Origin of the sequence: Flavobacterium aquiphilum (assembly GCF_027111335.1) — a bacterium.
GTDB lineage: Bacteria > Bacteroidota > Bacteroidia > Flavobacteriales > Flavobacteriaceae > Flavobacterium > Flavobacterium aquiphilum.
Genome location: NZ_CP114288.1, coordinates 2,560,256 through 2,585,060, shown reverse-complemented (window position 1 = coordinate 2,585,060; position 24,805 = coordinate 2,560,256). Strand labels below are relative to the sequence as shown.

19 protein-coding genes and 1 pseudogene are annotated in these 24,805 nt (G+C 32.9%); 7 read left to right on the top strand and 13 right to left on the bottom strand.

Annotation, left to right across the window (positions count from 1 at the left end; all coding sequences use genetic code 11):
* Positions 1-8 precede the first annotated feature (8 nt).
* On the bottom strand, positions 9-836 hold the full coding sequence (locus tag OZP12_RS10640) for a universal stress protein (protein ID WP_281224946.1): 828 nt from the start codon (positions 834-836) through the stop codon (positions 9-11).
* A gap of 174 nt (positions 837-1,010) precedes the next feature.
* Between OZP12_RS10640 and mnmE the strand changes: the two genes are divergently transcribed.
* From mnmE to OZP12_RS10625, 3 genes are all read left to right on the top strand, one after another.
* Positions 1,011-2,411, top strand: coding sequence for a tRNA uridine-5-carboxymethylaminomethyl(34) synthesis GTPase MnmE (gene mnmE / locus OZP12_RS10635; protein WP_281224945.1), 1,401 nt, complete (start codon positions 1,011-1,013; stop codon positions 2,409-2,411).
* A gap of 232 nt (positions 2,412-2,643) precedes the next feature.
* Positions 2,644-3,207, top strand: a complete 564-nt coding sequence (locus tag OZP12_RS10630; protein WP_281224944.1) for a helix-turn-helix domain-containing protein — start codon at positions 2,644-2,646, stop codon at positions 3,205-3,207.
* Positions 3,204-4,346 (top strand): tyrosine-type recombinase/integrase, encoded by a 1,143-nt coding sequence (locus OZP12_RS10625; RefSeq protein ID WP_281224943.1) that lies wholly within the window; start codon positions 3,204-3,206, stop codon positions 4,344-4,346. The genes OZP12_RS10630 and OZP12_RS10625 overlap by 4 nt, the downstream gene beginning before the upstream one ends.
* A gap of 960 nt (positions 4,347-5,306) precedes the next feature.
* Here OZP12_RS10625 and OZP12_RS20630 read toward each other — a convergent pair.
* A pseudogene (locus OZP12_RS20630) lies at positions 5,307-5,839 on the bottom strand (transposase); the annotation flags it as partial.
* Positions 5,840-5,961: 122 nt separating this feature from the next.
* Here OZP12_RS20630 and OZP12_RS10615 point away from each other — a divergent pair.
* The 4 genes from OZP12_RS10615 (at position 5,962) to OZP12_RS10600 (ending at position 12,251) form a co-directional block, all read left to right on the top strand.
* Positions 5,962-6,984, top strand: coding sequence for a nucleoside hydrolase (locus OZP12_RS10615; protein ID WP_281224942.1), 1,023 nt, complete (start codon positions 5,962-5,964; stop codon positions 6,982-6,984).
* Positions 6,985-7,478: 494 nt separating this feature from the next.
* Positions 7,479-9,926 (top strand): TonB-dependent receptor, encoded by a 2,448-nt coding sequence (locus OZP12_RS10610; RefSeq protein ID WP_281224941.1) that lies wholly within the window; start codon positions 7,479-7,481, stop codon positions 9,924-9,926.
* Between the two features lie 43 nt (positions 9,927-9,969).
* A complete protein-coding gene (locus OZP12_RS10605; protein WP_281224940.1) occupies positions 9,970-11,085 on the top strand; it encodes a PepSY-associated TM helix domain-containing protein in 1,116 nt (371 codons plus the stop codon).
* A gap of 467 nt (positions 11,086-11,552) precedes the next feature.
* A complete protein-coding gene (locus OZP12_RS10600; protein WP_281224939.1) occupies positions 11,553-12,251 on the top strand; it encodes a tyrosine-protein phosphatase in 699 nt (232 codons plus the stop codon).
* A gap of 77 nt (positions 12,252-12,328) precedes the next feature.
* Here the strand turns inward: OZP12_RS10600 and OZP12_RS10595 are convergent, their stop codons facing one another.
* The 11 genes from OZP12_RS10595 to OZP12_RS10545 form a co-directional block, all read right to left on the bottom strand.
* Positions 12,329-14,041 (bottom strand): phospho-sugar mutase, encoded by a 1,713-nt coding sequence (locus tag OZP12_RS10595; protein ID WP_281224937.1) that lies wholly within the window; start codon positions 14,039-14,041, stop codon positions 12,329-12,331.
* A gap of 140 nt (positions 14,042-14,181) precedes the next feature.
* A complete protein-coding gene (locus OZP12_RS10590; protein WP_281224936.1) occupies positions 14,182-16,551 on the bottom strand; it encodes a GumC family protein in 2,370 nt (789 codons plus the stop codon).
* A gap of 7 nt (positions 16,552-16,558) precedes the next feature.
* A complete protein-coding gene (locus tag OZP12_RS10585; RefSeq protein WP_281224935.1) occupies positions 16,559-17,338 on the bottom strand; it encodes a polysaccharide biosynthesis/export family protein in 780 nt (259 codons plus the stop codon).
* Between the two features lie 136 nt (positions 17,339-17,474).
* On the bottom strand, positions 17,475-17,663 hold the full coding sequence (locus OZP12_RS10580; RefSeq protein ID WP_281224934.1) for a hypothetical protein: 189 nt from the start codon (positions 17,661-17,663) through the stop codon (positions 17,475-17,477).
* 16 nt (positions 17,664-17,679) lie between these two features.
* On the bottom strand, positions 17,680-19,080 hold the full coding sequence (locus OZP12_RS10575; protein WP_281224933.1) for an exopolysaccharide biosynthesis polyprenyl glycosylphosphotransferase: 1,401 nt from the start codon (positions 19,078-19,080) through the stop codon (positions 17,680-17,682).
* Entirely contained in the window at positions 19,073-19,525 is a 453-nt protein-coding gene (locus tag OZP12_RS10570; RefSeq protein WP_281224932.1) for a VanZ family protein, read from the bottom strand. Before OZP12_RS10570 ends, OZP12_RS10575 begins: the two co-directional genes overlap by 8 nt.
* 315 nt (positions 19,526-19,840) lie before the next feature.
* Entirely contained in the window at positions 19,841-20,611 is a 771-nt protein-coding gene (locus OZP12_RS10565) for a glycosyltransferase family 2 protein (RefSeq protein WP_281224931.1), read from the bottom strand.
* A gap of 459 nt (positions 20,612-21,070) precedes the next feature.
* Positions 21,071-21,616, bottom strand: coding sequence for a WcaF family extracellular polysaccharide biosynthesis acetyltransferase (locus tag OZP12_RS10560; RefSeq protein ID WP_281224930.1), 546 nt, complete (start codon positions 21,614-21,616; stop codon positions 21,071-21,073).
* Between the two features lie 8 nt (positions 21,617-21,624).
* Entirely contained in the window at positions 21,625-22,716 is a 1,092-nt protein-coding gene (locus OZP12_RS10555) for a glycosyltransferase family 4 protein (protein ID WP_281224929.1), read from the bottom strand.
* Between the two features lie 2 nt (positions 22,717-22,718).
* A complete protein-coding gene (locus OZP12_RS10550) occupies positions 22,719-23,258 on the bottom strand; it encodes an acyltransferase (RefSeq protein WP_281224928.1) in 540 nt (179 codons plus the stop codon).
* Positions 23,252-24,796: a lipopolysaccharide biosynthesis protein gene (locus OZP12_RS10545; protein WP_281224927.1), complete on the bottom strand. Its 1,545-nt coding sequence runs from the start codon at positions 24,794-24,796 to the stop codon at positions 23,252-23,254. The genes OZP12_RS10550 and OZP12_RS10545 overlap by 7 nt, the downstream gene beginning before the upstream one ends.
* Between the last annotated feature and the right edge of the window lie 9 nt (positions 24,797-24,805).

The window sequence follows — 24,805 nt, the reverse complement described above, 5'->3', positions numbered from 1 at the left end:
TGGTAGGTTTAATGAACGGACAAAATTGGGATATTGATATGAAATGTTAGCTTTTTGGAAAGGCTTACCTGAAATAGTTTTTCGAAAAAGCCTCTGTGCCGTTCGTGAATAGCTACCATATTTATGTTGTTTTTTTCAATAAAATCTAAAATTATCCCTTCGATATCGTTACCCAAAACAGAATGAAAATCGACATCCTCATCTTTGAAAACGCTCTTGAAATCGACCACAAAATCGTCATTATAGACGCTATGTGGGGGTTTTATATTCAAACAATCGATATGCGAGTGAAACACATTGGCCAAAGCCACCACTTTTTTTAAGGGCTCGATATCAGTCATTTTAAATCTGGTGTTGAACAATATTTTTTCAATAGGCACATAACTGCATTTTTCCGGAATGGCAAGGACTGTAGCATTGCATTCATTCATTACTTTTGTAGTCACTGTTCCCAAAAACACTTCACGAAGATGGGTCACACCCTTAGTTCCCATCACAATAAAGTCTATGTTTTCCTTTTTGGAAAGTTTGACTACTTCATTCACTAAATAGCCTTGTACAAGAACGTTATTCATTTTTATGTGCCCCAGATTATTCTCTTCGGCAATCTTCCTCAAAACAGGAACTTCGTCCTTGTAATTTTCAAAATCACTTAATTCTTCATATTCATAAATATCTTGCAAATAGATGGAAACATCCAAATAAGCAGGCGAATCCAATTCATAAACGTGCAAAGTAACAATTTCAGCGCTTATTGCGTCGGCCAATTTTAAAGCATAAATAAAGGCGTTTTTTGAAACTTCTGAAAAATCTGTCGGGAACAATATTTTTTTCATATTTCGCTAATTTACTGAATTTCAATATTTCACCTAAAGTTACAAAACTTCTAAAAACAAAGCATGATAATTGTCATTTTGATTTCTTTTTAATAAAAAAATAACATTTTATGCATAGATTTTGAAGACTTGTAAGCTGGTAAGTTTTGCTTACTTTTGCATAAATTTTTTGTTATGATCCCAAACGATTCTATAGTTGCTTTAGCCACTCCTTCGGGAGCTGGAGCCATTGCCGTAATTCGAATTTCTGGCGAAGACGCCATTGCTATAGGACAGTCGGTTTTTCGATCTATAAAAAACAAAGATTTAAGACAACAAAAATCACATACCCTCCATTTAGGGCATATTGTAGATGACCAAAAAACGCTGGACGAAGTTCTGGTTTCTGTTTTCAAAGGCCCTAACTCTTATAGCGGCGAAAACACTATTGAGATTTCCTGTCACGGTTCGACTTATATTCAACAGCAGATTATTCAGTTATTGCTCCGTAAAGGATGTAGAATGGCCAATCCGGGGGAATTTACTTTGAGAGCTTTCCTGAACGGTAAACTTGATTTGTCTCAGGCCGAAGCCGTTGCCGATTTGATTTCGTCAGACAATGAAGCCTCTCATCAAATTGCGATGCAGCAAATGCGTGGCGGTTTCTCTAACGAAATTGCCAAATTAAGAGAAGAGCTTTTGAATTTTGCTTCGCTCATCGAACTCGAATTGGATTTTGCCGAAGAAGATGTTGAGTTTGCCGACAGAAGCCAATTTCACGAATTATTGAACCGAATCGAATTTGTTCTAAAGCGCCTAATCGATTCGTTTGCCGTTGGTAATGTTATCAAAAATGGTATTCCTGTGGCGATTGTGGGTGAACCCAATGTAGGGAAATCTACTTTACTGAATGCTTTACTGAACGAAGAACGCGCCATTGTTTCGGAAATTGCAGGGACTACCCGAGATACGATTGAAGACGAATTGGTCATTAACGGAATTGGTTTTAGATTCATTGATACTGCCGGAATTCGTGAAACAGAAGATGTTGTAGAGAGTATCGGTATTAAAAAAACTTTCGAAAAAATTGAGCAGGCTCAGGTTGTTATCTTTTTGTTTGATGGTTTAAAATTTAAGACTTCTGGTTTTGATTATATTACAGAAATCGAAAAAGTTAAAAATAAATACCCTTTAAAACCTTTATTGGTTGTAATAAACAAAGTTGATTTGCTTACGGATGATGAAGTCCAAAATATTAGAAAACAACTTGAAACTTTAAACGTTACCCTTGAAACGATATCTGCAAAACATAAAATAGGTGTTGAAGAACTCAAAAATCAGCTTATTTCTTTTGTAAATACTGGTGCTTTGCGCAATAATGAAACTATTGTTACCAATACTCGTCATTACGATTCTTTACTGAAAGCTCTGGACGAAATCCAAAAAGTGAAATTTGGATTGGAAACCAATTTGTCCAGTGATTTGATGGCACTTGATATTCGGGAAGCGTTGTTCCATTTTGGGACAATCACCGGTCAGGTCACAAATGACGAGCTGTTGGGGAATATTTTCGCGAACTTTTGTATTGGGAAATAGATTTCACAAAACATCACTAAGTAAAACAAAAAATCCCAGTTAAACTATTATAAAACAACATTTTAACTGGGATTCATTTTTCTGTTTATATAATTTTATTTGCAGATAATTTGTTCTTTTTTGTACCATTATTGTACCACGAAAATAATTTTCCACTTTGGATTTTTTTTTGGCGAAATTATGACACATAGAGAGACACATAGACACGATGGGACACAAAATTAGTCACATTATGAGTTCTAAAATTGAGGTTATAAGAATTTGTGAGCACTGCAAAAAACAGTTCACAGCCAGAACAACACTTACCCGTTATTGTTCACATATTTGCAACAGCAGAGGTTATAAATCAATGGTGCGCAAAGGAAAAGTAGAAAAAAGCAATAACGAGACCGTTCAGCTTTTAAACACAGATATGGAAAAAATAAAGCCGCTTGAGTTTCTGAAAATCACTCAGGCTAGCCTACTTTTCGGAATCAGCCGGAGTACCATTTATAGGCTAGTTAACAATGGACATCTGGACATTGCAAAGTTTGGCAATCGAACAGTTATTCGTAGATGTGACCTTGAGGCTTTCTTTGCAATTCCCATTCAGGATGTTACTTTGAAGACTGGACAGCAATTTCCTGGATTTGACAACTGCTATACTATAACCGAAATTCAACAGAAATACAATATTTCTTCGGGAGCTCTCTATCTATTGATTCAACGACAGGGTATAGTAAAATATTCCGTTGGAAAATTCACCTGTGTAGCCAAACAGGATATCGATATAATTTTTAATGCTGCAGGAAGATGAAAAATATAAATGTTACACTAAGAAAAAGGACGCTGCCTAGTGGAAAGATTACGTTATATCTTGATTTTTTCCCTCCAATCTATAACGCCAAAACTCGTGAATTTTCGCGCAGAGAATATTTAAGCTTATACCTCGTGCAAAAACCAAAAAATGGTTTTGAAAAGACCATGAATTCCGAAAATCTACATAAGGCCGAAATTATTTGTGCCAATAGGTTTAACGAAGTAAATAAGCCACAAATCTATACCCCATTTGAGCAGGAGCAACTTCGTCTTAAAGAGATCGGAGAAAAGTCATTTATGCAATATCTAAAAAAAACAGCAGAAAGCAGAACCGGGAATAACGCTGAAATTTGGAAATATGCAATTATCCACTTTGAAAAGTTTCTCAAGAATGAGGATTTATTAATACAAGACATTGATGTAACTGTTATTGAGGATTTCAGGGAATATATATTAAAGGCAAAATGTCTAAGAAAAAAAGACCGCTTTTTGGCTCAAAACACAGCCCTATCCTATTTTAACAAGATCAAAGCCACCCTACGAAAAGCTTACAAAAAAGGATTATTGCAAACAGATGTTAATGCTGCAGTCGAAAGCATCAAGGAACAGGAGTCCCAAAGAAATTTCCTTACTATGGAAGAAGCTTCAAAGTTGTTTAAAACACCTTGCAAAAAAGAAATTGTCAAACGCGTCTGCATGTTTTCTTTGCTAACAGGAATACGCTATTCCGATATAGTAAAACTTACATGGGACGAAGTGCAGTATAGTAAAAGTGAAGGATATTACATTAGATTTAAGCAGCAAAAAACTGATAGACCGGTAACCCTTCCTATTTCTCATGAAGCGTTCGAGTTCTTAGGTGAAAAAGTAGAACAACATAAAATAGTCTTTTATGATTTAAAAAAATGGGATGTCGACCGGCTGCTTCCCCTTTGGGTTAAAGACGCATCAATTGAGAAACATATTACATTTCATTGCTTTCGCCATACCTATGCAACATTACAGATGGCAGCAGGTACTGACATTTTTACCGTATCTAAAATGCTTGGACATAAAAACATAAAGACCACTCAGATCTATACAAAAATCATCGACGAGAAAAAAAGGGAAACAACTAATAAAATTTCATTTAAATAAGAATTTTTTAATACTCGTTAAAAACAAAATGCCTTTTTGCCTTTTGCTTTAAGGCGGCTATCTCAGTCGCTTTAAAGTTAAAAGCAGATGTATTTTTATACATTACTATTCATGTAATAACTGACAGTGGGAAAGCCGATCAAATTGACCAACACTTTCCAATACAAATTGACTAACACAAATCAGTACCAACATATCTTTAATTGAATTTTCAATTTACTAAAAATAAACACATTAAAACATATTCCAACTTCTAAAACACATCGGAATTCAATGATTACTTCAAATTGGAATTAGGTGGTAAATAGCTCTGAAATTTGCGGTATACATAGTGAATGACTAAATAATATGGCAGTGGATTCCTAATTATTCTGAAGTGTCTAATTGCAGCATAACATCCCTATAAAGATTTCCTAACGGATAGTCATAAAATCATTTATGCAACCAAAAATGCAGTTATGATTCAAATATGGGCAGCTTCAATTACCATTTTAATTCTAAAAGAATTAGAAGTATAATCAAAATTTGACTGATATTTGTCAAATTTAGTAACTTTTGTACCTTTGAATCTTTTCGCTAAAATTGACTTACAAAAATGGCTCGATACCCCTTTTGAAGAGCATATAGAGCCTCCACCAATTAATAGTATCCTGCATTTTCTTCAGGATATGTTTGCTTATCAAATATTATATTTACGAAACAACTTTCGCATTTTTTTTTAGAAAGGATGGTTGGTCCTCTTTAGTTTTGGCGTGCTGTAACTTACTTTTTTACAGACCTACTTGTTTTGAATTATAAATGAAAATAACGTAGATTCTACATGTGATGATTTCATCAATCCCTCCAATTCCATTGTTTTTTCTGGAAATTGCTTAGCAATATTTTTACTTTCAGATGGGTCATTTATTAAATCATATAATTCTAATTCATTTTTAGGATTGATAGAAGCATTCAATTTTACAGTGGTTCTCTATCATTTACGTTGGCTTGAGTTACGTAAAGCTTAACAATTCTCCTTTGCCATTAATGATGATATATTGTTTAACCCGATGAAACAACCCATTACAGATTTACCTTTATTGGCTGTGCCTTTGAAAACTTTATTTCCAGTGATTCGTTTATTTTTACAAATCCTTATTGGTTTCGAGTCTACAAACAAAATGCCTGTAATTGCCAAAGCAACAGGTTTTGGCAAAAATTGTCATTGCAAAAAGAACACTTTACATCAGTTCTAAAAAACGATTATAAGAAATCGTATTAGAAAACTCATTTTGCATATTTTTTAAACATGAAATATAATAATGCTTGAAACAAAGAAAACCACTGAAATGAAAAAGTAAATGAATTGTAATCACTTCAGATTTTGACGCAATTGAAGGAAACTTAAAAGCCCTTCCAAGTAGAAAAAGTTATGTATTTTTACCAAAACCTTAACAAAAATCATCAACAATAGAAAAAATATAAGTAATTTTATCGAAATAATCACAAGGCAGAATTTAGTTAAATATTTAATTATCAAAGATTTAAATATGCCAGATTTTACCTTTTGTGCAATGTTTTCAAACTAAATTATTAATCGAGTTCAGCTCTTAAGTATTAAATATTTTTTTATTTAATGAAACGTATTATTCAAAGATTTCTAATTGGAATATTTCTGATACAAGGATATTCTATCTATGCCCAAAACGATTCTATTTATCACAATGAAACAGTTAAACCAAGGATTCGTGTAATTATTGATAATGACTTTGGTGGAGACCCTGATGGATTATTTCAATTGGTGCATCATATACTATCACCATCGGTCGAAATCAAAGGAATAATTGGCTCTCAACATTATAAAGAAGGATTTTATGGTTCATCCGGGACAGCAACTTATGCATGCACTCAAGTAAATGAACTATTAAGTTTAATGAAATTAACAGGAAAAATACCTATTTATGAAGGTGGAGCTTCTGTATTAACAGATATTAAAACACCTATTATATCGAATGGCACAAAAGCTATCGTTCAGGAAGCGATGCGTGAGGATACAAAAATGCCGCTATATGTTGTCTGTGGTGCAGGATTAACAAATATAGCAAGTGCTTATCTTATGGAACCTCGAATAGCAAAAAAAATCAAATTGGTTTGGATAGGCGGTCCAGAATATCAAGGATTAGCCATACCACCTCCCAAGGGGAAAAATCTTGAATATAATTTAGGGATTGATATTAAGGCATGTCAGGTAATTTTTAATATTTCTGATATTTCAATTTGGCAAGTACCAAGAGATACCTATCGACAAGCCTTATATTCCTATTCAGAACTGGTGTATAAAATTAAATCAAATGGAATCACTGGTAAGTTCCTAGTCGAAAAACTTGAGGATTTAATGAAAAGATCTAAACGTTCCCTTGGCGAAGCGTATGTTTTAGGTGATAGTCCATTAGTTTTACTAACTGCTTTGCAAACCTCTTGGGAAGCTGACTCAGCATCCTGTAAATATGTATTAAAAACAATTCCAAGGATTAATGATTCTGGATTGTATGAAGAAACTTTAGAAGGTCGTAAAATTAGAGTTTATACCAATTTAGATACTCGATTAATGCTTGACGATCTGGTTTCAAAACTTGCTTTGTTGAAGTTGGAAAAATAAAAAAAAGCTACGGATTCTAAGTATATGAATCCCCAAATATTAACGAGAAAAACAGCCCATAACAGCTTCATCGCATCGGCAGCACAAACACCCCATCGCAAATAACGAAGTAATTACCTCTATTTTTTACACTTACAGATCGACATAAATATCCTTTTAAATTGCAAAAAAGTTATTACAAGTTAAAATTTGCATTACCGTTATATTGTATAGGCAAAAAAAAATAATTGTATTGAGAACCTCCTCCTGTTTTATCAGCAGTAGCCAATATATTTTAAAAGTATTTTATTTCACTATAAATCAAATAATTGAAAAAAAACTATCATTTGTAAAACACATTGGGACTCCTTGATCAATGGCTCTAAAATTTGCCTGGTACAATTAAACTTCAAAATTATTACCAGAAACAATTGATCTTCCAAAAATATTAATAAAATATTATTTGTAATTAGTCTAAATAAATATAAATTTGCGGTCTAAAAATTATAACCGCCATGAAATTTACATTCTCATTTATTCTACTACTTGCCATATTTAATATTGGTCTGGCACAAAATGCCAAAATCAACGGAAAAATAGTTTCCAAAAATAACGAAGCTGTTGCTTATGCTTCTATCTCTATAAAGAGCCCAAAAAAGAATCTCATTTCTGACGATAATGGAAACTTTGAAATCACTAATCTTCCCCCTGGAAATTATAGTATTTATTTCTCGGCAATGGGGTTTTCTGTTCAGGAAAAAAATATCGAATTACATCAAAATGAAAAACTCGAAATTTCGATAGTTCTACAGGAAAACATCAATACTTTACAGACTGTTGAAATCACTGGACGCAAAGAGAAATCATACCGAAACTCAAAATCTTTTATTGGAGCCAAAACAGAAATTGCCCTAAAAGATTTGCCTCAGGCAGTTTCGTATGCTACAAAAGAGCTAATTGCAGATCAGGGATCTATTCGCGTAGGTGAGGTTGTAAAAAACTTCAGCGGGGTGAGTCAGTTTACTTTCTATGATGATATTTCGATTAGAGGTTTTAGAATCAATGGAGGAAGCAATACACAATTATTAAACGGTATGCGGACCTCTACCGGATTTTGGAAACAGCCGCTTGCCAATTATTTGGAACGTGTCGAGGTTTTAAAAGGACCATCTTCTGCCTTGTTTGGAAACGCCTCTCCTGGAGGTGTCATAAACAGAGTGACTAAAAAACCTTTGGATCAGGCTGCAAACAGTGTGAGTTTTTCTACCGGAAGTTTTAATACTTTAAGGGCTTTAGCCGATTTTACGGGGCCTCTAACAGAAGACAAATCACTTTTATACCGATTGAATTTAGGCTACGAAAATGCGAATTCTTTCAGAGATTTACAATTCGACAAGAATATTGTACTTGCTCCTTCCTTGTCTTTCTTACCGAATGAAAAAACAAGTGTCAATTTTGATCTGATTTATAACAGTTCGAAAAGTATTCTGGATCGTGGACAATCAACTTATGAAAATAATTTATACTCAACCAAAATTTCCAATTCGTTAAACTCGACAAACGATTATTTAAATGAAGAGACCTATATTGTAACAACTTCCTTAAATCATCAATTTACAGATCGTTTTTCGTTTTCTGCATCCTACATTCGTACAGGATATACAGAAGATCTTTTAGAACACCGCGGCGCGAATAAATATGCATCAGCAGGAGATGGGAGCACTATTCCCACTTCTATAGAAATGCAGGTCTTTATTCGTAAACGTAAACGTTATATTGATAATCTTTCGACCTTTTTTAAATATGAAACCAAAACGGGAGATTTAGATCATAACCTGATCTTGGGTTATGATTATGCACAGGAGCAAGTGCCGCCCGGAGGTTCACAATTACAGGCTACAGGATACAGAAATGCGTCCAATACGGGATCAATTGCAACTTATAACCCGGCTAATAAAGATAAATATTTATTGGATTCAAAAGGAAATCCAGTACCAAACGTGGCGCATTTTGATCTGACTAATCCCTCCGGATCACAGCAGTTAAAAGATATGAGCAAGTATTTTTATGCAGCGCGTCCTTTTGACCCTACTTACTATTCCTTGTATGGAATTTACCTTCAGGATCATATCAAGTTTGGTGCTTTTCAGGCTTTAATAGGTGTACGTTATGACGAATACAGCGATAAAGAAAACTACAAAAAAAGTAATGAAAAGAAAGTAAAACAACATTCGTTTTTACCGCGTTTTGGATTGACTTATACTGTTAATCCAAACATTAATTTGTATGGAACTTATGTAAAGGGATACAATCCGCAGACGGCTTCTTCTCAATCAAACCCAAATGCGGGCGGTCCCTTTGATCCGGTAGAAAGCAATATGATAGAATTTGGAGGAAAATCTTCCTGGTTCAAAGAAAAACTTTTCGTAACCGTTGCACTGTTTAAAATCAAGCAAAGAAACACTTTATATCCGGCAAACGATTCTACAAATCCGGATCTGATGCGTGCTGTAGGTGAAGAAGAATCAAAAGGTATTGAAATCGATGCTAACGGAAATATCACGAGAAACTGGAATGTTTCTGCTGCATATTCATACAATGAGGCCGCAATTACGGATAGTCCGATTGAATCCGAAATTGGAAGACAAAAACCAAACACACCACGTCAACAAGGTAATTTATGGACACGCTATAATTTTACTCAGGGAGTTTTAAAGGATTTTGGCATTGCTTTAGGAAGTACTTTTGCAACAACACGTACATTAAGCCAAACTGACACACAAACTCTCCCAGGCTACACTTTATTTAATGCGGCATTATATTACAATATCAATAAATTTAAAATCCAGGTAAATGCCAATAATATATTTAACAAAACCTACTGGGTTGGTGGTTATGACTATATTCGTTTATTCCCCGGTGCCCCCTCGAACTGGTTGCTAACACTTGGATACTCCTTTTAAAAGCTTTAGCTATATTCAAAATATTTTTTCAAATCCTCTTTAGATGAATAAAACATTAAAAAAAAATATTATTTTTCTACATTTATGGCTCGGACTTTCGTCCGGGCTAATTGTATTTATTGTGGCGCTTACCGGAAGTATTTTAGTTTTTGAAGAAGAAATAGATGCTTTTATAAATCCCGAATTTTATAAAGTTTCGGCCATCGGAACAGAAAAAACACCTGTTGATCTTTATGTTAATGCTATCCGAAAGCAATATGCAATCACGGAATTAGACCGTATTCAAACTTATGAAGATCCGCAAAGGAGCGTAATTATTTCTGGAACCAATGCCCAGAAAAATGATCAGATATTCTCTGTAGATCCTTATACTGGAAAAGTATTGGCGGTAATTCCTCAAAAAAGCAGGTTTTTTTCTGTCGTGCTCGATTTGCATCGCCACTTAATTTTGGGGGAAGCTGGGAAATTTATTACGGGTTGCAGTTGCCTTATCTTTGTTTTTATGCTGTTTTCAGGCCTCATTTTATGGTGGCCAAACAAACTAAAAAACCTAAAGCAAAGATTAAGCGTAAAATGGAGCGCTTCTTTTAAAAGGGTCAACTGGGATTTTCACTCGACTTTCGGTATTTATACATTCACTATTCTTTTGATAATATCACTAACAGGACTAACCTGGTCTTTTAAATGGTTCGAAAGTGGTATTTATTTGCTGGCAGATGGAACAGCGAAAAAATCATCGGTCAAAGTGGAAAATTCAACTAAAATTGATCCAATGCCTGATAAAACTTTTTTTTATCAGAACCTATTTTCAAAGACCGACAGTATTTATAGATACAAAGGAGATACTCAGATCAGAATCCCATCGGACACCATAAACAGCATAATGGTCATAAAGCTAAATCTTGAAAAATCGATTCCTAATATTTCAAGTATAATCTATTTCGATAGATACACTGGTAATATTTTAAAAGTCAAACCATATGAATCTTTTAGCAATGGTGACAAAATCCGACGTCTTATTTACCCAATTCATACAGGAAGCATTTACGGATATCCAACAAAAATCCTGGCCTTTTTGGTTTGTCTTTTTGCAGCCACATTACCAATTACGGGATTGCTGATTTGGTTAGGACGAAAGAAAAAAAGAAAACATATATGACTACTTGAGCGCCAAATCAAATTCTACAGGATACAGGTCAAAACTAAGATAAACGCTGTCAATAAATTTACAATAAGAAAACAATGATGACATCTGTAACTCCCTCAAAAGAACATCTGAAAAGAAGTAATGTCCGAAGTAGAATATTTGCCGGCTAAATACGCACTATGCGAAAAAAATAAGTGAACGAAAACTACTTGGAATCGGTTGGGACCTATTCAATAAAAATACAATGTAATTAAAAAACGAAGTGTCAATTTAATTCGATAATGCACGACGAGTTTTAAACACTAATAAATTTGTAGTATACAGTGCAATTTATATCTTTAGATGAGTTGAAAAAAAAAGACAAAAAATCCTCCCTAAGGAATTAATAACACTAAAAAGGAAAAAGAGAAAAGAAAGAAACTTTTATTTTTGGGATTAATCTTTACGCCATGCTTCCTCTATTCCGATCAAAGTACTATTTGAAGGATATACTTCCAAAAAATTACACTGACATTCACAATCATCTGCTACCCGCTATAGATGACGGGGCAAAAAACACTTATGAAACCACATGCCTTATAAAAAGAATGCGAGAAATTAACATCTGCAGTGCTATTGCAACGCCTCATACTTTTACTACACATTGGAACAACACGCCTCTTAGTATAAAAAATGCTTTTGATCAAGCAACCTCAATAAAGAAAAACCATGATTTCTTAAAAGGATATGCCAGCGAATATATGCTAGATATGAATCTCATTAACAAGCTAGAGAAAGAACCATTACTCTGTTTAAAAGAAAATTATATTCTGGTTGAACTTCCTTTGTTTTTCAAACCTATTAATTTATATGATATGTTGTTTGAATTGAAAATAAAAAATTACAAAATAATAATAGCCCATCCCGAACGCTATTTTTACTTTCATCACAACATGTCAAGGTATGAAGAGTTAAAAGAATTTAATATTTTTTTTCAACTTAATTTATTATCAATAAATGGTTATTACGGCAAAAAAACTCAAAAGATTGCAGAAAAATTAATCGAAAATGACATGTATGACTTTACTGGCACTGATATTCACAACGAAAAACAAATTCTTTTTTTAACCAAAAAACCCATTGTATTTGCTAAAAAAAATAAAATTGGTGATTTATTAATTAAGAATGAAATTTTCTAGTTGACTTGCTTTTTAAGATATAAACGATTCTAAAAGCCATTCTTATTTCCCGGTTTTAAAATAGTTAATACAATTTTCTAAAATTGCAATTGGGACACAATATTTACTATTTTATTGTTCAAGAAGGCCTCAACTTTTGTGTAATTTTCTATTGAATCCAGAGGGGCATTTACGCTAATATAAAATTTAATTTTCGGTTCTGTCCCACTTGGTCTTACAGCTATTTTAGAACCATCCTCTGCATAAAAAACCAACACATCAGCTTTAGGAAGTAACAATAAGTCCTCTGTATTATCTGCTGTCCTTTTAACTATTGATGTTTTATAATCTTCTATACGAATCACTTTTTTGCCATCAATTTCTGAAATAGGTTGTTTGCGTAAGGCTACCATGATCTTATCAATTTCAATTAATCCTTCCTGTCCTTTTTTGGTTATCGAAATTAGATGCTCTTTATAAAAACCATATTCAACATATAAATTCAATAAAGTTAAATACGCCGAACTGCCTTTAGCTTTGGCCTGAGCTGCTAATTCACATGTTAATAAACTAGCTGCAACGGCATCTTTATCCCGAACCTTGTCCCCAACCATGAAACCAAAACTTTCTTCCCCTCCTCCGATGAATTCAAGTGCCGGATTGTCTTTTATCATTTTGGCAATCCATTTAAATCCCGTCAACCCCAACTTGCATTCCACACCATATGCATTTGCTAACCCAATGATCATTGGAGTTGACACAATGGTTGATCCAACAAATTGTTGCGAGTTAATCTTATTGTTGTTCTTCCACTTTTCCAGTAAAAAAGCCATCATTAAAATCATACTCTGGTTACCATTCAATAATACCATTTGTCCTTCGATGTTTCGAACTGCAATACCTAAACGGTCACAATCAGGATCTGTACCAATTACAATATCTGCCCCTACCTTCTCGGCCAACTCTAATGCCATTAGTAAGGCTTCCGGCTCCTCTGGATTTGGAGATTTTACTGTTGGAAAGTCTCCATTCGGTATCGCCTGATCTTCAACAATATGAAAATTGGAATAACCTGCTTGTTGCAGTGCATCAGGAATTATTGTTATGGCCGTTCCGTGCAAAGGTGTAAAAACAATATTTAAATTCTCTTTTGCAATTTTGTCGGTATTAAAACTTGTGCTCACTATAGACGATTCAATAAAAGCAGCGTCAACCTCCGAATTAATATGATGTATTAGATCCTCATTCGCTTGAAAATTGACTTGGTCATAAGTCAATTTTTCGATTGAATTAATTATTTCTTGGTCTTCTGGAGGTACTATTTGCCCCCCATCTTTCCAATACACTTTATAACCATTATATTCCGGGGGATTATGTGAAGCTGTGAGTACAATTCCACATTGACAATTTAAATACCGCACAGCAAAAGAAAGCTCTGGGGTAGGTCGTAAGCCCGAAAACAAATAAACTTGAATACCATTAGCCGAGAAAACATCAGCAACAACCTTTGCTAAACTATTACTGTTGTGACGACAATCGTAAGCAATTACGACCCTTAATGAGTTGGCCGCAAAAGTTTGTTTTAAATAATTAGAGATTCCCTGTGTACTCTTCCCAAGTGCATATTTATTTATTCTATTGTTCCCAACTCCCATAATCCCCCTCATTCCACCTGTTCCAAATTCAAGATTCTTATAAAAACTATCTTTCAATTCTTTTGGATCTAAATCCATCATTTCTTTAACCGCTCCTTGGGTATTTTTATCAAAGCAAGGTGTGAACCACTCGTTTATGGCATCTGTTAAATTCATTATTATCGTTTTTTAATTATTATTTTCATCAAATTTTCAGCAACTCTGGCGAGTACACTTTGACGCTAAAACGAGTACAGGTAAAACTCATTTTAAAAATCCCTATAGCATCATAGCCAATAGCGTTGTCTCAAAAGTCGTTACATCCAATACTGAAATAGTCGTTTATACCAAGACTTTCTTTCCATATCCTTTCCATAACCATATCCATATCCATAATTATATCCATAACTGTAGAATCGATTAAGGTCGATTGCATTAATTACATAACCCATATTGACTATTTTCTTTTCATCGCTTAATTTTTTAGAGTAGGTAACTAGCCTTTTTTCTGTAACTCCAGATCGAACTAAGTACAGTGTAGTATCTGCATACTTTGAGATAATCAAAGAATCTGTGACTATTAATGTAGGAGGTGTATCAAAAATAACAATATCATATTGTTGTTTTAATTCATCTATAAAAGACGCAAATCTATGACTTGAAAGCAATAAAGTTGGGTTAGGCGGAATATCCCCAGACAATAAGATATCGAAGGAATATGTCCTATCGTCGGCCCTGAAAATCAAATCTCGCCATTGCAAATTTAAATCATGAAGGTAATTGGAAAATCCTTTACCTCCCTCCCTAGATTGATTTAAATGTCTATGCAATTGTGGATTCCTAAAGTCTGCACCAACAAGTATAACTTTTTTATCAAGATGCGCATAGGCATCCGCTAAATTATAAGATACATATGTTTTACCTTCCCCTTTTATAGAGGAAGTAACAAAAATTACGCTTCCCCTGTTCTGAGAATCAAAAGGAGTTATGAAATTGGTATTATTAGCCAAAGTTCTAAAAGCTTCAACACTTTGAAGTTCTCTTGATTTTGAATTTTCAGAAGAAGGTATTTCGGCTAAAATCGGTATGGAAGCTGTATAACTTTCAATATCAACTGCATTGTATATCTTATTATCCAGTTTAAAAACAAGAAATAATATACCAAAAGGGAATAATAAACCTATCAATATAGCTGCTATAAAAACAGTACTTTTTTTAGGATAGATAGGATAATTTTTGGTTATTGCATAATCTATTATCTTTGTATTGGGTATCGTGACTGCTAAGTTTATAGCAGCTTCTTCTTTTTTTTGAAGCAGCAATAAATACAAACTTTCCTTTAAATTTTGTTGACGCTCAATACTTCTCAATACTTTTTCTTTTTCCGGTAATGATGAAAAAGAAATAGAAGCTTCCCGTTGAGACGTTTTACTTTGCACCAATTTAGTTTGTAACTGCTGTTTGTATGCTTTTACCGAATTTATTATATTCTGTCGCTCAATACTAAGTTCACTTATTAAAACTTTAAGCGAAGGATTATTACTTCCGGCACTGGATCGATTTTTTTGGAATTCCAAAACCGTTTTATTATACTCATCAACTAACTGATTAATCGTTATATTTTGTATCCCTATATTCGCTGGCAGAAGTTCAAAAACCTTTTGGTTTTCTATATTTTGTTTGAGAAGTTGGGCTAACAACATTTGAGATTCAACATCATCAAGTATTTGTTCTTTGTCCATTTTTGATTGAATACTAGCCTCAGCATCTTCCTGAATAAAACTTAAATTATTCTTTTTCTTGTATTCTTTTTTTGAGCTTTCAATTGAATCCAGTTCTCTTCTCAAATACACGAAGCGATCTTCTACAAAACTAATTGTCCTGCGTGATACTTCCTGCTTATCTGAAATTCCGTCTTCTCCAAAAACTTTAATCAAGTTATTAATAATAGCCTCTGATTGAGAACCATCTGTCCCATCTAATGATATTGAGAGAATATCACTTTCTGTTCCCTCTGGATTAATTTGAAAAGCATTACTCAAAGACATAGCCGATTGATTGATCGGCCTTATGTTTACAGTAAAATTTTTATCAATATTGGCTGCCATTCTCTGTAAAACATAAGGCTTAATCATTATAGGGAAGCCCTGAACAGAGCTAAGCATAAAATATCCTATATTTTTATGAACCCTGCCGGATTTAACTTCTTGAATAGTATAACCTGATCTTGTAACTGTAATCGTGTACTCCAACGTATTCTTTAAAAGAGTTGGATTTCCCGTATAAAAAACCTTAAAAGGCTGATTATAAACCCTCTTAGAAGTCACTGCTGAGTTATGGAAATATTCTACATTCAATTGTAAATTCTTAACTACTTTCTCTGACAAGTGCACAGACTTTAGTAAAGCAACTTCGTTTTCTAAATTTATACTTGACTTATTAAATAATTTGGATACATCTAGTGTGAAATTAGAATTCTCTTTGTCATTCAATAATTTAATCTTGGCTTCTGTTCTATAGATTACATCTGTATAGCGCAAATAAATAAAGGCCATAAAAATTGATACCACTACAGTTACTAAAAACCAAGGCCAATAACGTAAATATTTCCGTATCACTTCTTGAAAAGGAACTCCATTATTATCATCCATATTATCAAAAAAATCATTTCTATCAGTATTATACATAAATCAATTATCGGGTTAATAAAACAATAGAACTTAGTATTAGGGAAGCAATTGTTAATATTACACTGGTATTTCCCACATATCCGGCTGTTTTAATCTTTGGGTTATTTGGATTAATCACCAATACGTCGTTTTGCTTAATCCTGTACTTTGGATCATTCATCCAACTGGCAGTTGTCAAATCAACATGCGTGATTGTCCTTACGCCCTCTGATTCTCTGATTAACAAAATATCATTGCGTTTGCCATTAATTGTGAGATCTCCCGCATACCCAAGAGCTTGTGGTACAGAAACATACTGTTCCAAAAAAGAAAATGTTCCTGGCCGGTTCACTTCGCCCAAAATGGTTACTTTAGCGTTCAAAATACGCACACTCACTGTTGGATTAACTAAATGCCCCCCCTCTTCCAAGAGTTTTTTAAGATGCTCTTCTAAAGCCGCTACAGTCATTCCCTGGACTGAAATTTTTCCTAATACCGGAAAAACGATTTTCCCTTGGTCAGAAACTAAATACCCTTGGAGCTTTATTGTCTCTATGTTTTGCGAAGCAAGACCGTTTCCTAGATTTTGGATATTGTAAAGTGAGGCCGTTTCAGGGACTAAAGCACCTACTGAGATACTCAAAATATCATTACGCTGTATCAAAGTCTCCGCTTGTACAACTGGTACAGAGGCATATTTTGAAGCATCTTGAAAATATAAGATATCTTTTTTGTTAGCACATGACTGAAAAAAGAATGCAAAAAAAAATGCAAAAAAAATAGTAAAATAACTGGATGTATTCATTTTATGAAATTTGATGGTAAAAAATACTTTATGAGATTAACAGACGATAGATTTTTATAACAGGGTGCAAAATTCACTGTTCTTTTCAACCTATTTAATAGTCCCAAATGGTTGATTAAAAAAACAATACGATTCATTAACCTTGATTTTCTGCATAGTCAACCAGTAAAGAGTTTTTAATTTTTTCATTCAATTTCAATAAGCGGTGTATTTTCTTTTCCTGAACTTTGTTCTTAATATAGTATCGATACAATTCTTTACCAATGAAAAAAGAAGCAATAGAAACACCTGATAACAAACCTGCAAAGTAATAAGTGATTATCATAATAAATATTTAAGGGTTAAAAAGCTTTATCGTCACCTTTAAGGGAATTAAACACGGTTAAAAAACAAATTTTAATATCTTTAGCTAAACTCCAATTTTGTAAATAATGAATATCTGCATCAACTCTTCTCTTAATATCAGAAACATCGGTAATTTCACCTCTAAAACCAGATACTTGAGCCAAACCGGTGATACCGGGCTTAACAAAATGTCGTACCATAAAGTTATTCACCTGTTCATTGTAATCCTCAGTATGCTTAATCATATGAGGTCTTGGTCCTACAACACTCATATCTCCTAATAACACATTAAAAAACTGAGGCATCTCATCGATACTTGTACGTCGCATAAATTTGCCTATGGGGGTAACTCTATCATCGTTTTTTCGTGCTTGCTGAATATCACTTACCGCGTTATTCTTCATACTTCGAAACTTGTAGCACCAAAAAGTTTTATTCTTTTTTCCGGTTCTAAGTTGCTTAAATAAAACAGGTCCTTTACTTTGTTTTTTAATGATAATTCCCATTAGAGGATAGAGCCAAGAAAGTATCAAAATAATTACAGCCAAACTAAAAACAATATCAAATATTCTTTTAATTAATCTGTTATAAGCATTTTGAAGAGGTTCAAATCTTGGTCTAATTACATGAAAATTGTTAAAATTAGTAGTACTAAATTGACCTCTTGAAAGCATAGAAAAATCAGGTACAAATTTTAATCGCATACAATACTTATCGGCTAATTCAAAATAAGAGTTTAGATCTTTTATATAGTCAGGTTTGGCAACTACATACATTTCGTCAATCTTATCTAAAGACGCATTATGTATTCCATTCACAAGAGCCAAACTAAATTCTTCTTTATCCCTGTATTGCAAATCGGCTTTATTATTTAAAATACCTAAAAAATTAACAAAATATGAATTTGTTTCAAGCTGTGAAGCCAGTTCTATGCTAGTCCTATTAAATCCCCATATAGCAACATTCATAGGCTTTTTTACCCATCGTTTCATTTTTGTTAAAATAACAGTAAACAAGGCTCTTGAGGCAACCATGTATGAAATCAGAAAAGTCAATTGAAAAAGATTAGCACTACTCACTATCGAATATTGTGAATCATCTTGAAAAAGAAAAAGATAACTATACCATAGAAAACATTGAATGATGCAACTATGCCATGTGTTTCTATAAAAAACCTCTAAACTAAAAATACTATCTAATTGATATAACCTAAAATATAAAGTAGGTAATAACCAACTGATAATTGAAATCATAAACATATTGTTTGATAGGAATTCATTCCAATTTATATGATTTTCTTTGGCAGAATTCAAATAAATCAATGGGCCTATAAACATCGCTAGTAAATCAAGTAAGATACAGCAAAAAATAAAGGTAAATTTATGTCTGTTACGCATTGTTCAAGAAAAATAATTTTGTTGTTGTTTTTATAAAATAAAATGTGCCGGCTCCTAAAATACTTCCCAGTATTCCAAATATTATATCCCGATAATCAGGATTTCGGTATAAAACTAAAAACTGGCCACCTTCAGCTATACTAACAATTAGAGCCGAAATGCCTAAATTCCGTATTGTCATTGAGAGGCAATTTTTCTTATGCTTATGTTTTTTTTTAATTGTAAAAGTCCAAGCCTCCAATAAAAAACCTAATGGAATAAAAGGAATAGCTGTTCGTAAGTTGTAATAGTGATTACTCCAATCAACAAGCCAAATTGGCAAATAGGTTTCGGTTCTTAAAGAAGAATCGGGCAACCATGAATAATAAAAGATAAACAGTAAAACCAAAGAAATAAAGATCAGGAGGATTACTTTTTCACAATAAAAACGGGGACTTTTTTTCATTACTGATGATGCTTTGAGAGATATTGCTGTTTTAACTAAAACCGGACTTATGATTTTGGGGTAAGCAAATCTTGCGGACAAATACAATATTTCAAAGCAACCATTTCTTTAATAGAATCTAAAATAGGGCATCCATAAATTCTGTAATGCCCCAATAGAATTTTATATGTTATCTTCTACCTGATATTTAATCTTCCCATTCTCAACTTGCCATACAGGAGTTATTGCAAGTTATCTTGACTTTATATTTTAACAAATAACGGAGTAAAAACGTTGTATGTGAAGCTTTTTGCAAATAATTTCTTACCAAAAAACTTATGATTCTGAAATAACCAACTCTTGGGGACGAATATATTGTTTCAAAGCAAGCATCTTTTTCGAAAGAACTACTTTAATAGAATCTAAACCGTGGTGCCTGTAAATTCTGCAATCCTCCAACAGAATCTCATATGCCCTCTTGTAGCTGGTACTTAATCCTCCCATTCTCATCTTAACCATATAGCTGTTATTGTAAGTCATCTTAATTTTGTATTTGAACAAATAGCGGAGTAAAAACTCTGTATCCGAAGCTATTTTAAAGTCCAGATTGTAAACTCCATATTTATTAATCGTCTCCCGCTTCAAATAAACCGTAGGATGCAAAGGCAACCACCCTTTTTTTAAATTTTCAAATTTATAATTACCGCCAATCCTATTCCTGATCAAACGCTCTTTACTATCATTTGAAACATAAATACCGTTACCGTAAATTCCTTCAGTCATAGGATTATCACTAAAGGTTTTAACAATTTGTGAAACAACCTTTGAATCATAAAACTCATCATCTGAATGCATTAATCCTATTATATCTCCAGTTGCGAGAGCCAATCCTTTGTTGAGCGCATCGTACATACCGTTATCTGGCTCGGATAAATACTTACTAATGCTATCCGCATAAGATTCGATAACATCTTTTGTACCGTCAGTTGAATTTCCGTCAATAACAATATACTCAATATCAGAATAATCCTGAGACAAAACACTATTAATAGAATCCGCAATAGTTGCTTTTCTATTATAACAAATAGTAATAATGGAAACTTTCATAAATTATTTATTTAGATTAAATGAAAAATATTAGCATAAAAAGACATAGCAGAAAGGGTACAACAATCTACTATACTGAAAAAAGCAACCTGATTATTTTACGTTTACCTAACCATTTGCTCAAAATAATACAGCCTCTTTGATCACAGGAAAAGCGATCAAAATTGTAAAATGCCATACTGTGGCTCAAAACTTCAAAAACTGAAACCTTTTTTTAGAGCAATAACAAAGCGTCTATTGGACCGTGGCTAATAGATTAGGAGACAAAAAATAGTAAAGGAGAGAAAATGATTTTCGATATGGAAAACGGCAAACACTTTAAAGACAATAAAATGATTTAGTCAAAAAACAATTAAAAAATAAGATTTGTTAATCACCAGGGACAGAACAACAGTAGTATTCAGGAATGAAATTCGTTAGGAATCCCCAGCCTTTTCTAATGAAATTGTTTAAAAATTATTACCAACGCGATTTAATAAATACCGCCGGATTTCCTTTATAAATTCCATTTTCAGGCAATGATTGTGTCACAATGGATCCAGCTGACACAACTGTATTGCTTCCGATTACAACGTTTGGTCCAACAAATACACAAGCACCAACCCAACTCCCATCTTCAAGAGTTATTGGTCCGTTTCGATAAGCCATAGCAGGATCTTTATAATCATGATTACCTCCGCAAATAAAAACTCTTTGACTAATACAAACATGGCTGCCAATAGTCAATAATTCAAAGTTTAAAAGAGAAACCTCCTCTCCTATCCAAACATGATCGCCGATTACAAGTTTCCAAGGAAAGTGGATATTAATCCTTGGTTTTATTACTATACCTTTACCGGTCTTAGCACCAAAAAAGTTCAACAAAATCACTTTAAAAAAAGAAGGATAGGGAATAGGAGATAAAAAAAATAAAGTCTTAACCAAGTACCACGAAATTTCTTTTGCGGTTGAAGCCCCTCTGTTAAGGCCTATTTTAGAATTAAATAAATCCAAACGAACTTTCATTATACCTTTCATTGTAAAAGCTGCTGAACAAGTTTTATAATTTTATTAGAGAACTGATTTTCAGTAAAATTAGATTTAACATACTCCATATTTGTATAGCTGAAACTATCAATGTTTTTAGCCAAATCCTGATTAATCTCTAACAATCTATCATATATATTCTTGGGGTTTTTAGGCTGAATGAAATATCCGTTTGCTCTACTAACAATATCTGGTATTCCAGAAAAATTAGTAGTCAGAATAATATTTCCGGTAGCCATAGCCTCAATTATGGAAATGGGTTGACCTTCCATACGATAATATGTTGGCAGTATAAAAATATTGGCCTTCTCGAGAAGATCTTTTTTTTGTATTCCCGTGACCACACCATGGTACTTTATATGTCCTTGTAGCTCTTTAAATTTATTACGTATTACAAAATCGCATTTATCCTCGACATTACCAGCTATATCAGCTGTAAAAAGAATCTTATTTTCTTTAAGAAGAATCAAGCAATCAAGAAAATCTATAATTCCTTTTTCTTCCATTAGATTACTTAAATAAAGAAGTCTGAGCATATCTTTAGGTTTCTCTATTTGTACTTCCTGGACTAAATCATCTTGGGCAAAATTTTCAACAATAAAGATTTTTTCCGGATTAAGTAAGCCCTCGAAATTACTTTTTAAGTAATCTGAAAGGACAATACCCGCAGAAGCTTTTTTTAAAAATATTGAAAATAAGTACCTTCTAAATCCTTGCAATGATTTATATTCATTTCCTAAATGATTCCCATGAATATGAATGAGGTACGGTTTTCCAAATAATAAACAGTTTAAAAAAAAAGGCATATATTTTACAACACCATAAAAAGTTTGCCCTGGAGTAATATAAACTACATCTGCTTTATTAATATAAAATATACTCTTATATGTTTTAATAAAAGAAAATACTTTAGTAAAAGAAAACATACCAACATGTTTAGAAGAAATTTCTCTTGAATTTGTATCAATATAATTAACAGAAATGTTCTTATGCAACTTTGCTTGTTTTAAAAGAACTTCATTTGCCAACGAACAGCCGTTAATTGGTTCTGGAAATGGACCTATAATTAATAATCTCATAATTATTTTTTATCAATTTGTATAGAGGACTGTGCTAACTGTGATTCCCATTTTTGACTCTTTTCTGACAATTTCCCTATTACTTGTCCAGGATTGCCAATAACAATAGAATCAGTTTCAATGGTTCCTCTCACAACACTACCTGCTCCAATTACAACATTGTCATTAATAACTGTTCCTGGTAGTATTATTGCCCCCATTCCAATAAAAACATTATTCCCTATTTTTATTTCTTTGATAAATGCAATATCTGTTTTAGGTGTATTTCCTAATGCCATCAGTCCAGTCGTTACTGAGTAATCGTGTGTTAATAAAATTACTTTTTCAGAAATTACAACTCGCTCTGAAAGATGGATCTTTTCAAAATCATCAAACCTGACATGGGTAGAAATATATCTGGGGGTTCCGTTCATTTTCACCCCCATCATGGCCAGAACTATATTATACATCCTCATATAGATTCTAGGAAATCTCCCGTCCAAAGGAATTAACAACATCTTAAAAAAATGAAAAATCAATTTCTTGAATAGTCTTTTTACCATAATTTTTTATTCATTATATTTTGTATCAAATTTTTAAAATACTTAAACTCAACGGTATTCTTAAAGAGTACAAACAGTATGATATTAGGAATGATAACAGAGACTGCTCCTTTAGCAACAAAGCCTCCAAAGCGAACTGAAAAAAAAGACTGCACATATCTGGTAATCAAATAGGCTATGGCCAAAGCAGCAGTGTATTTTATAATTGCTAAATAATATGTTGACACATTCCGTTTAAAACCATATTTAAAAACCACATAAGGCTCCCACCAAATATTTGTCGATATATTACTGATCATTGTTGCTACAATCACTGATTCAATTCCCCATTTTGAGACTAAAATAAAATAGAAAGAAAAAGACAAGTTAATAACTGCTTCAAACAAAGACTTCCATTTAATAGGTCTAAAAAGACCTTTGGCATCTATGAAAATTTGGGAAGTTGTTCGCATTCTATCTAAATAGAAATTGAACGTGATTAAAAATGTAATTAAAGCTGAAAAAACATACTCTTTACCCCATACCAAATAGATAAAAGGATTCACCAAAGTACTTAAGGCAATAAAACAGCAAATGGCAAAATAAGCATTGATAAAAAATAATTTTTTAAAAAAACTATGAGATTCGTCTTCTGTTTTCTCAGCAACATAGTTGCCAACACTTGCAGTAATAGGTAAGAGCATCTGAATAAAAACAATTCTGATGGTATTGGTCAACAATAAATAATTAGAATAAATTCCCATCGCAATAATTCCAACAAACTTTGAAATAAGTAAATCATCAACTCCTGTAATTACCACAGATCCTAATTTACTAAATGCCATAGCAAAAACGTTTTTTCTTAAATCGTCCTTATCTTTTTTATCAATTTTTTTTTCTTTATGTACTGCTAAATATGGGAACAGCTTATCTGCCTTCCTTGAAATCAAATAATTACCTAAAAAAGTACACAGAATTTGAATAATCAAAAAAATCAAGAAGCTATGAAAAACCAACAAGGTAACTATTTGTAAAACCCCCTTTACAATATTGATGTAAAGTTGATTCAAAGAATCAAGGTGTCCATTTTGACTTGCAATTAGTAAAGATCTCTTATAGTTAAAAAAATAACTGAGGGAGGTATTAAATAAATAAAGTAGATATACAATCCATAAAGGCGGCAACTCTTGCGGCAATTGTGACAAATCATTAATAAAAAAACTTAAAAAGGGAATCAATACTAATCCTAAAATAAAAATAAAGGCGCCAATTATTTCATAAACCTTAGCATAATAATTCATTAATTTCGAAACCTTTACTTCGTCTCTACACGCCAATGGAGCGTACATAGCATAAATAATAGCCGTTCCAAATCCAACTTCTGCAAAAGACAGTACCGAAAGTATATTGGTAAACAATCCATTGATCCCAAGATAGGCTATCCCTAATGTTTTTATAAAAATGGTTCGTACAATAAAATTTAATATAATCGTTACCGCCTGTCCAAATAAGGCCGTGACAGAATTCCTTATGGAATTGCGGGTTCTATTGGTAGTCATCAGTTATAA

What these genes read in the sequence shown, in the direction of transcription:
- OZP12_RS10570 (WP_281224932.1), bottom strand. Translation starts at nt 19,525, where the DNA reads ATGAAAAAAAGTCCCCGTTTTTATTGTGAAAAAGTAATCCTCCTGATC.
- OZP12_RS10560 (WP_281224930.1), bottom strand. Translation starts at nt 21,616, where the DNA reads ATGAAAGTTCGTTTGGATTTATTTAATTCTAAAATAGGCCTTAACAGA.
- mnmE (WP_281224945.1), top strand. Translation starts at nt 1,011, where the DNA reads ATGATCCCAAACGATTCTATAGTTGCTTTAGCCACTCCTTCGGGAGCT.
- OZP12_RS10545 (WP_281224927.1), bottom strand. Translation starts at nt 24,796, where the DNA reads ATGACTACCAATAGAACCCGCAATTCCATAAGGAATTCTGTCACGGCC.
- OZP12_RS10595 (WP_281224937.1), bottom strand. Translation starts at nt 14,041, where the DNA reads ATGAATTTAACAGATGCCATAAACGAGTGGTTCACACCTTGCTTTGAT.
- OZP12_RS10610 (WP_281224941.1), top strand. Translation starts at nt 7,479, where the DNA reads ATGAAATTTACATTCTCATTTATTCTACTACTTGCCATATTTAATATT.
- OZP12_RS10625 (WP_281224943.1), top strand. Translation starts at nt 3,204, where the DNA reads ATGAAAAATATAAATGTTACACTAAGAAAAAGGACGCTGCCTAGTGGA.
- OZP12_RS10580 (WP_281224934.1), bottom strand. Translation starts at nt 17,663, where the DNA reads ATGATAATCACTTATTACTTTGCAGGTTTGTTATCAGGTGTTTCTATT.
- OZP12_RS10555 (WP_281224929.1), bottom strand. Translation starts at nt 22,716, where the DNA reads ATGAGATTATTAATTATAGGTCCATTTCCAGAACCAATTAACGGCTGT.
- OZP12_RS10615 (WP_281224942.1), top strand. Translation starts at nt 5,962, where the DNA reads ATGAAACGTATTATTCAAAGATTTCTAATTGGAATATTTCTGATACAA.
- OZP12_RS10605 (WP_281224940.1), top strand. Translation starts at nt 9,970, where the DNA reads ATGAATAAAACATTAAAAAAAAATATTATTTTTCTACATTTATGGCTC.
- OZP12_RS10575 (WP_281224933.1), bottom strand. Translation starts at nt 19,080, where the DNA reads ATGCGTAACAGACATAAATTTACCTTTATTTTTTGCTGTATCTTACTT.
- OZP12_RS10630 (WP_281224944.1), top strand. Translation starts at nt 2,644, where the DNA reads ATGAGTTCTAAAATTGAGGTTATAAGAATTTGTGAGCACTGCAAAAAA.
- OZP12_RS10640 (WP_281224946.1), bottom strand. Translation starts at nt 836, where the DNA reads ATGAAAAAAATATTGTTCCCGACAGATTTTTCAGAAGTTTCAAAAAAC.
- OZP12_RS10565 (WP_281224931.1), bottom strand. Translation starts at nt 20,611, where the DNA reads ATGAAAGTTTCCATTATTACTATTTGTTATAATAGAAAAGCAACTATT.
- OZP12_RS10590 (WP_281224936.1), bottom strand. Translation starts at nt 16,551, where the DNA reads ATGTATAATACTGATAGAAATGATTTTTTTGATAATATGGATGATAAT.
- OZP12_RS10550 (WP_281224928.1), bottom strand. Translation starts at nt 23,258, where the DNA reads ATGGTAAAAAGACTATTCAAGAAATTGATTTTTCATTTTTTTAAGATG.
- OZP12_RS10585 (WP_281224935.1), bottom strand. Translation starts at nt 17,338, where the DNA reads ATGAATACATCCAGTTATTTTACTATTTTTTTTGCATTTTTTTTTGCA.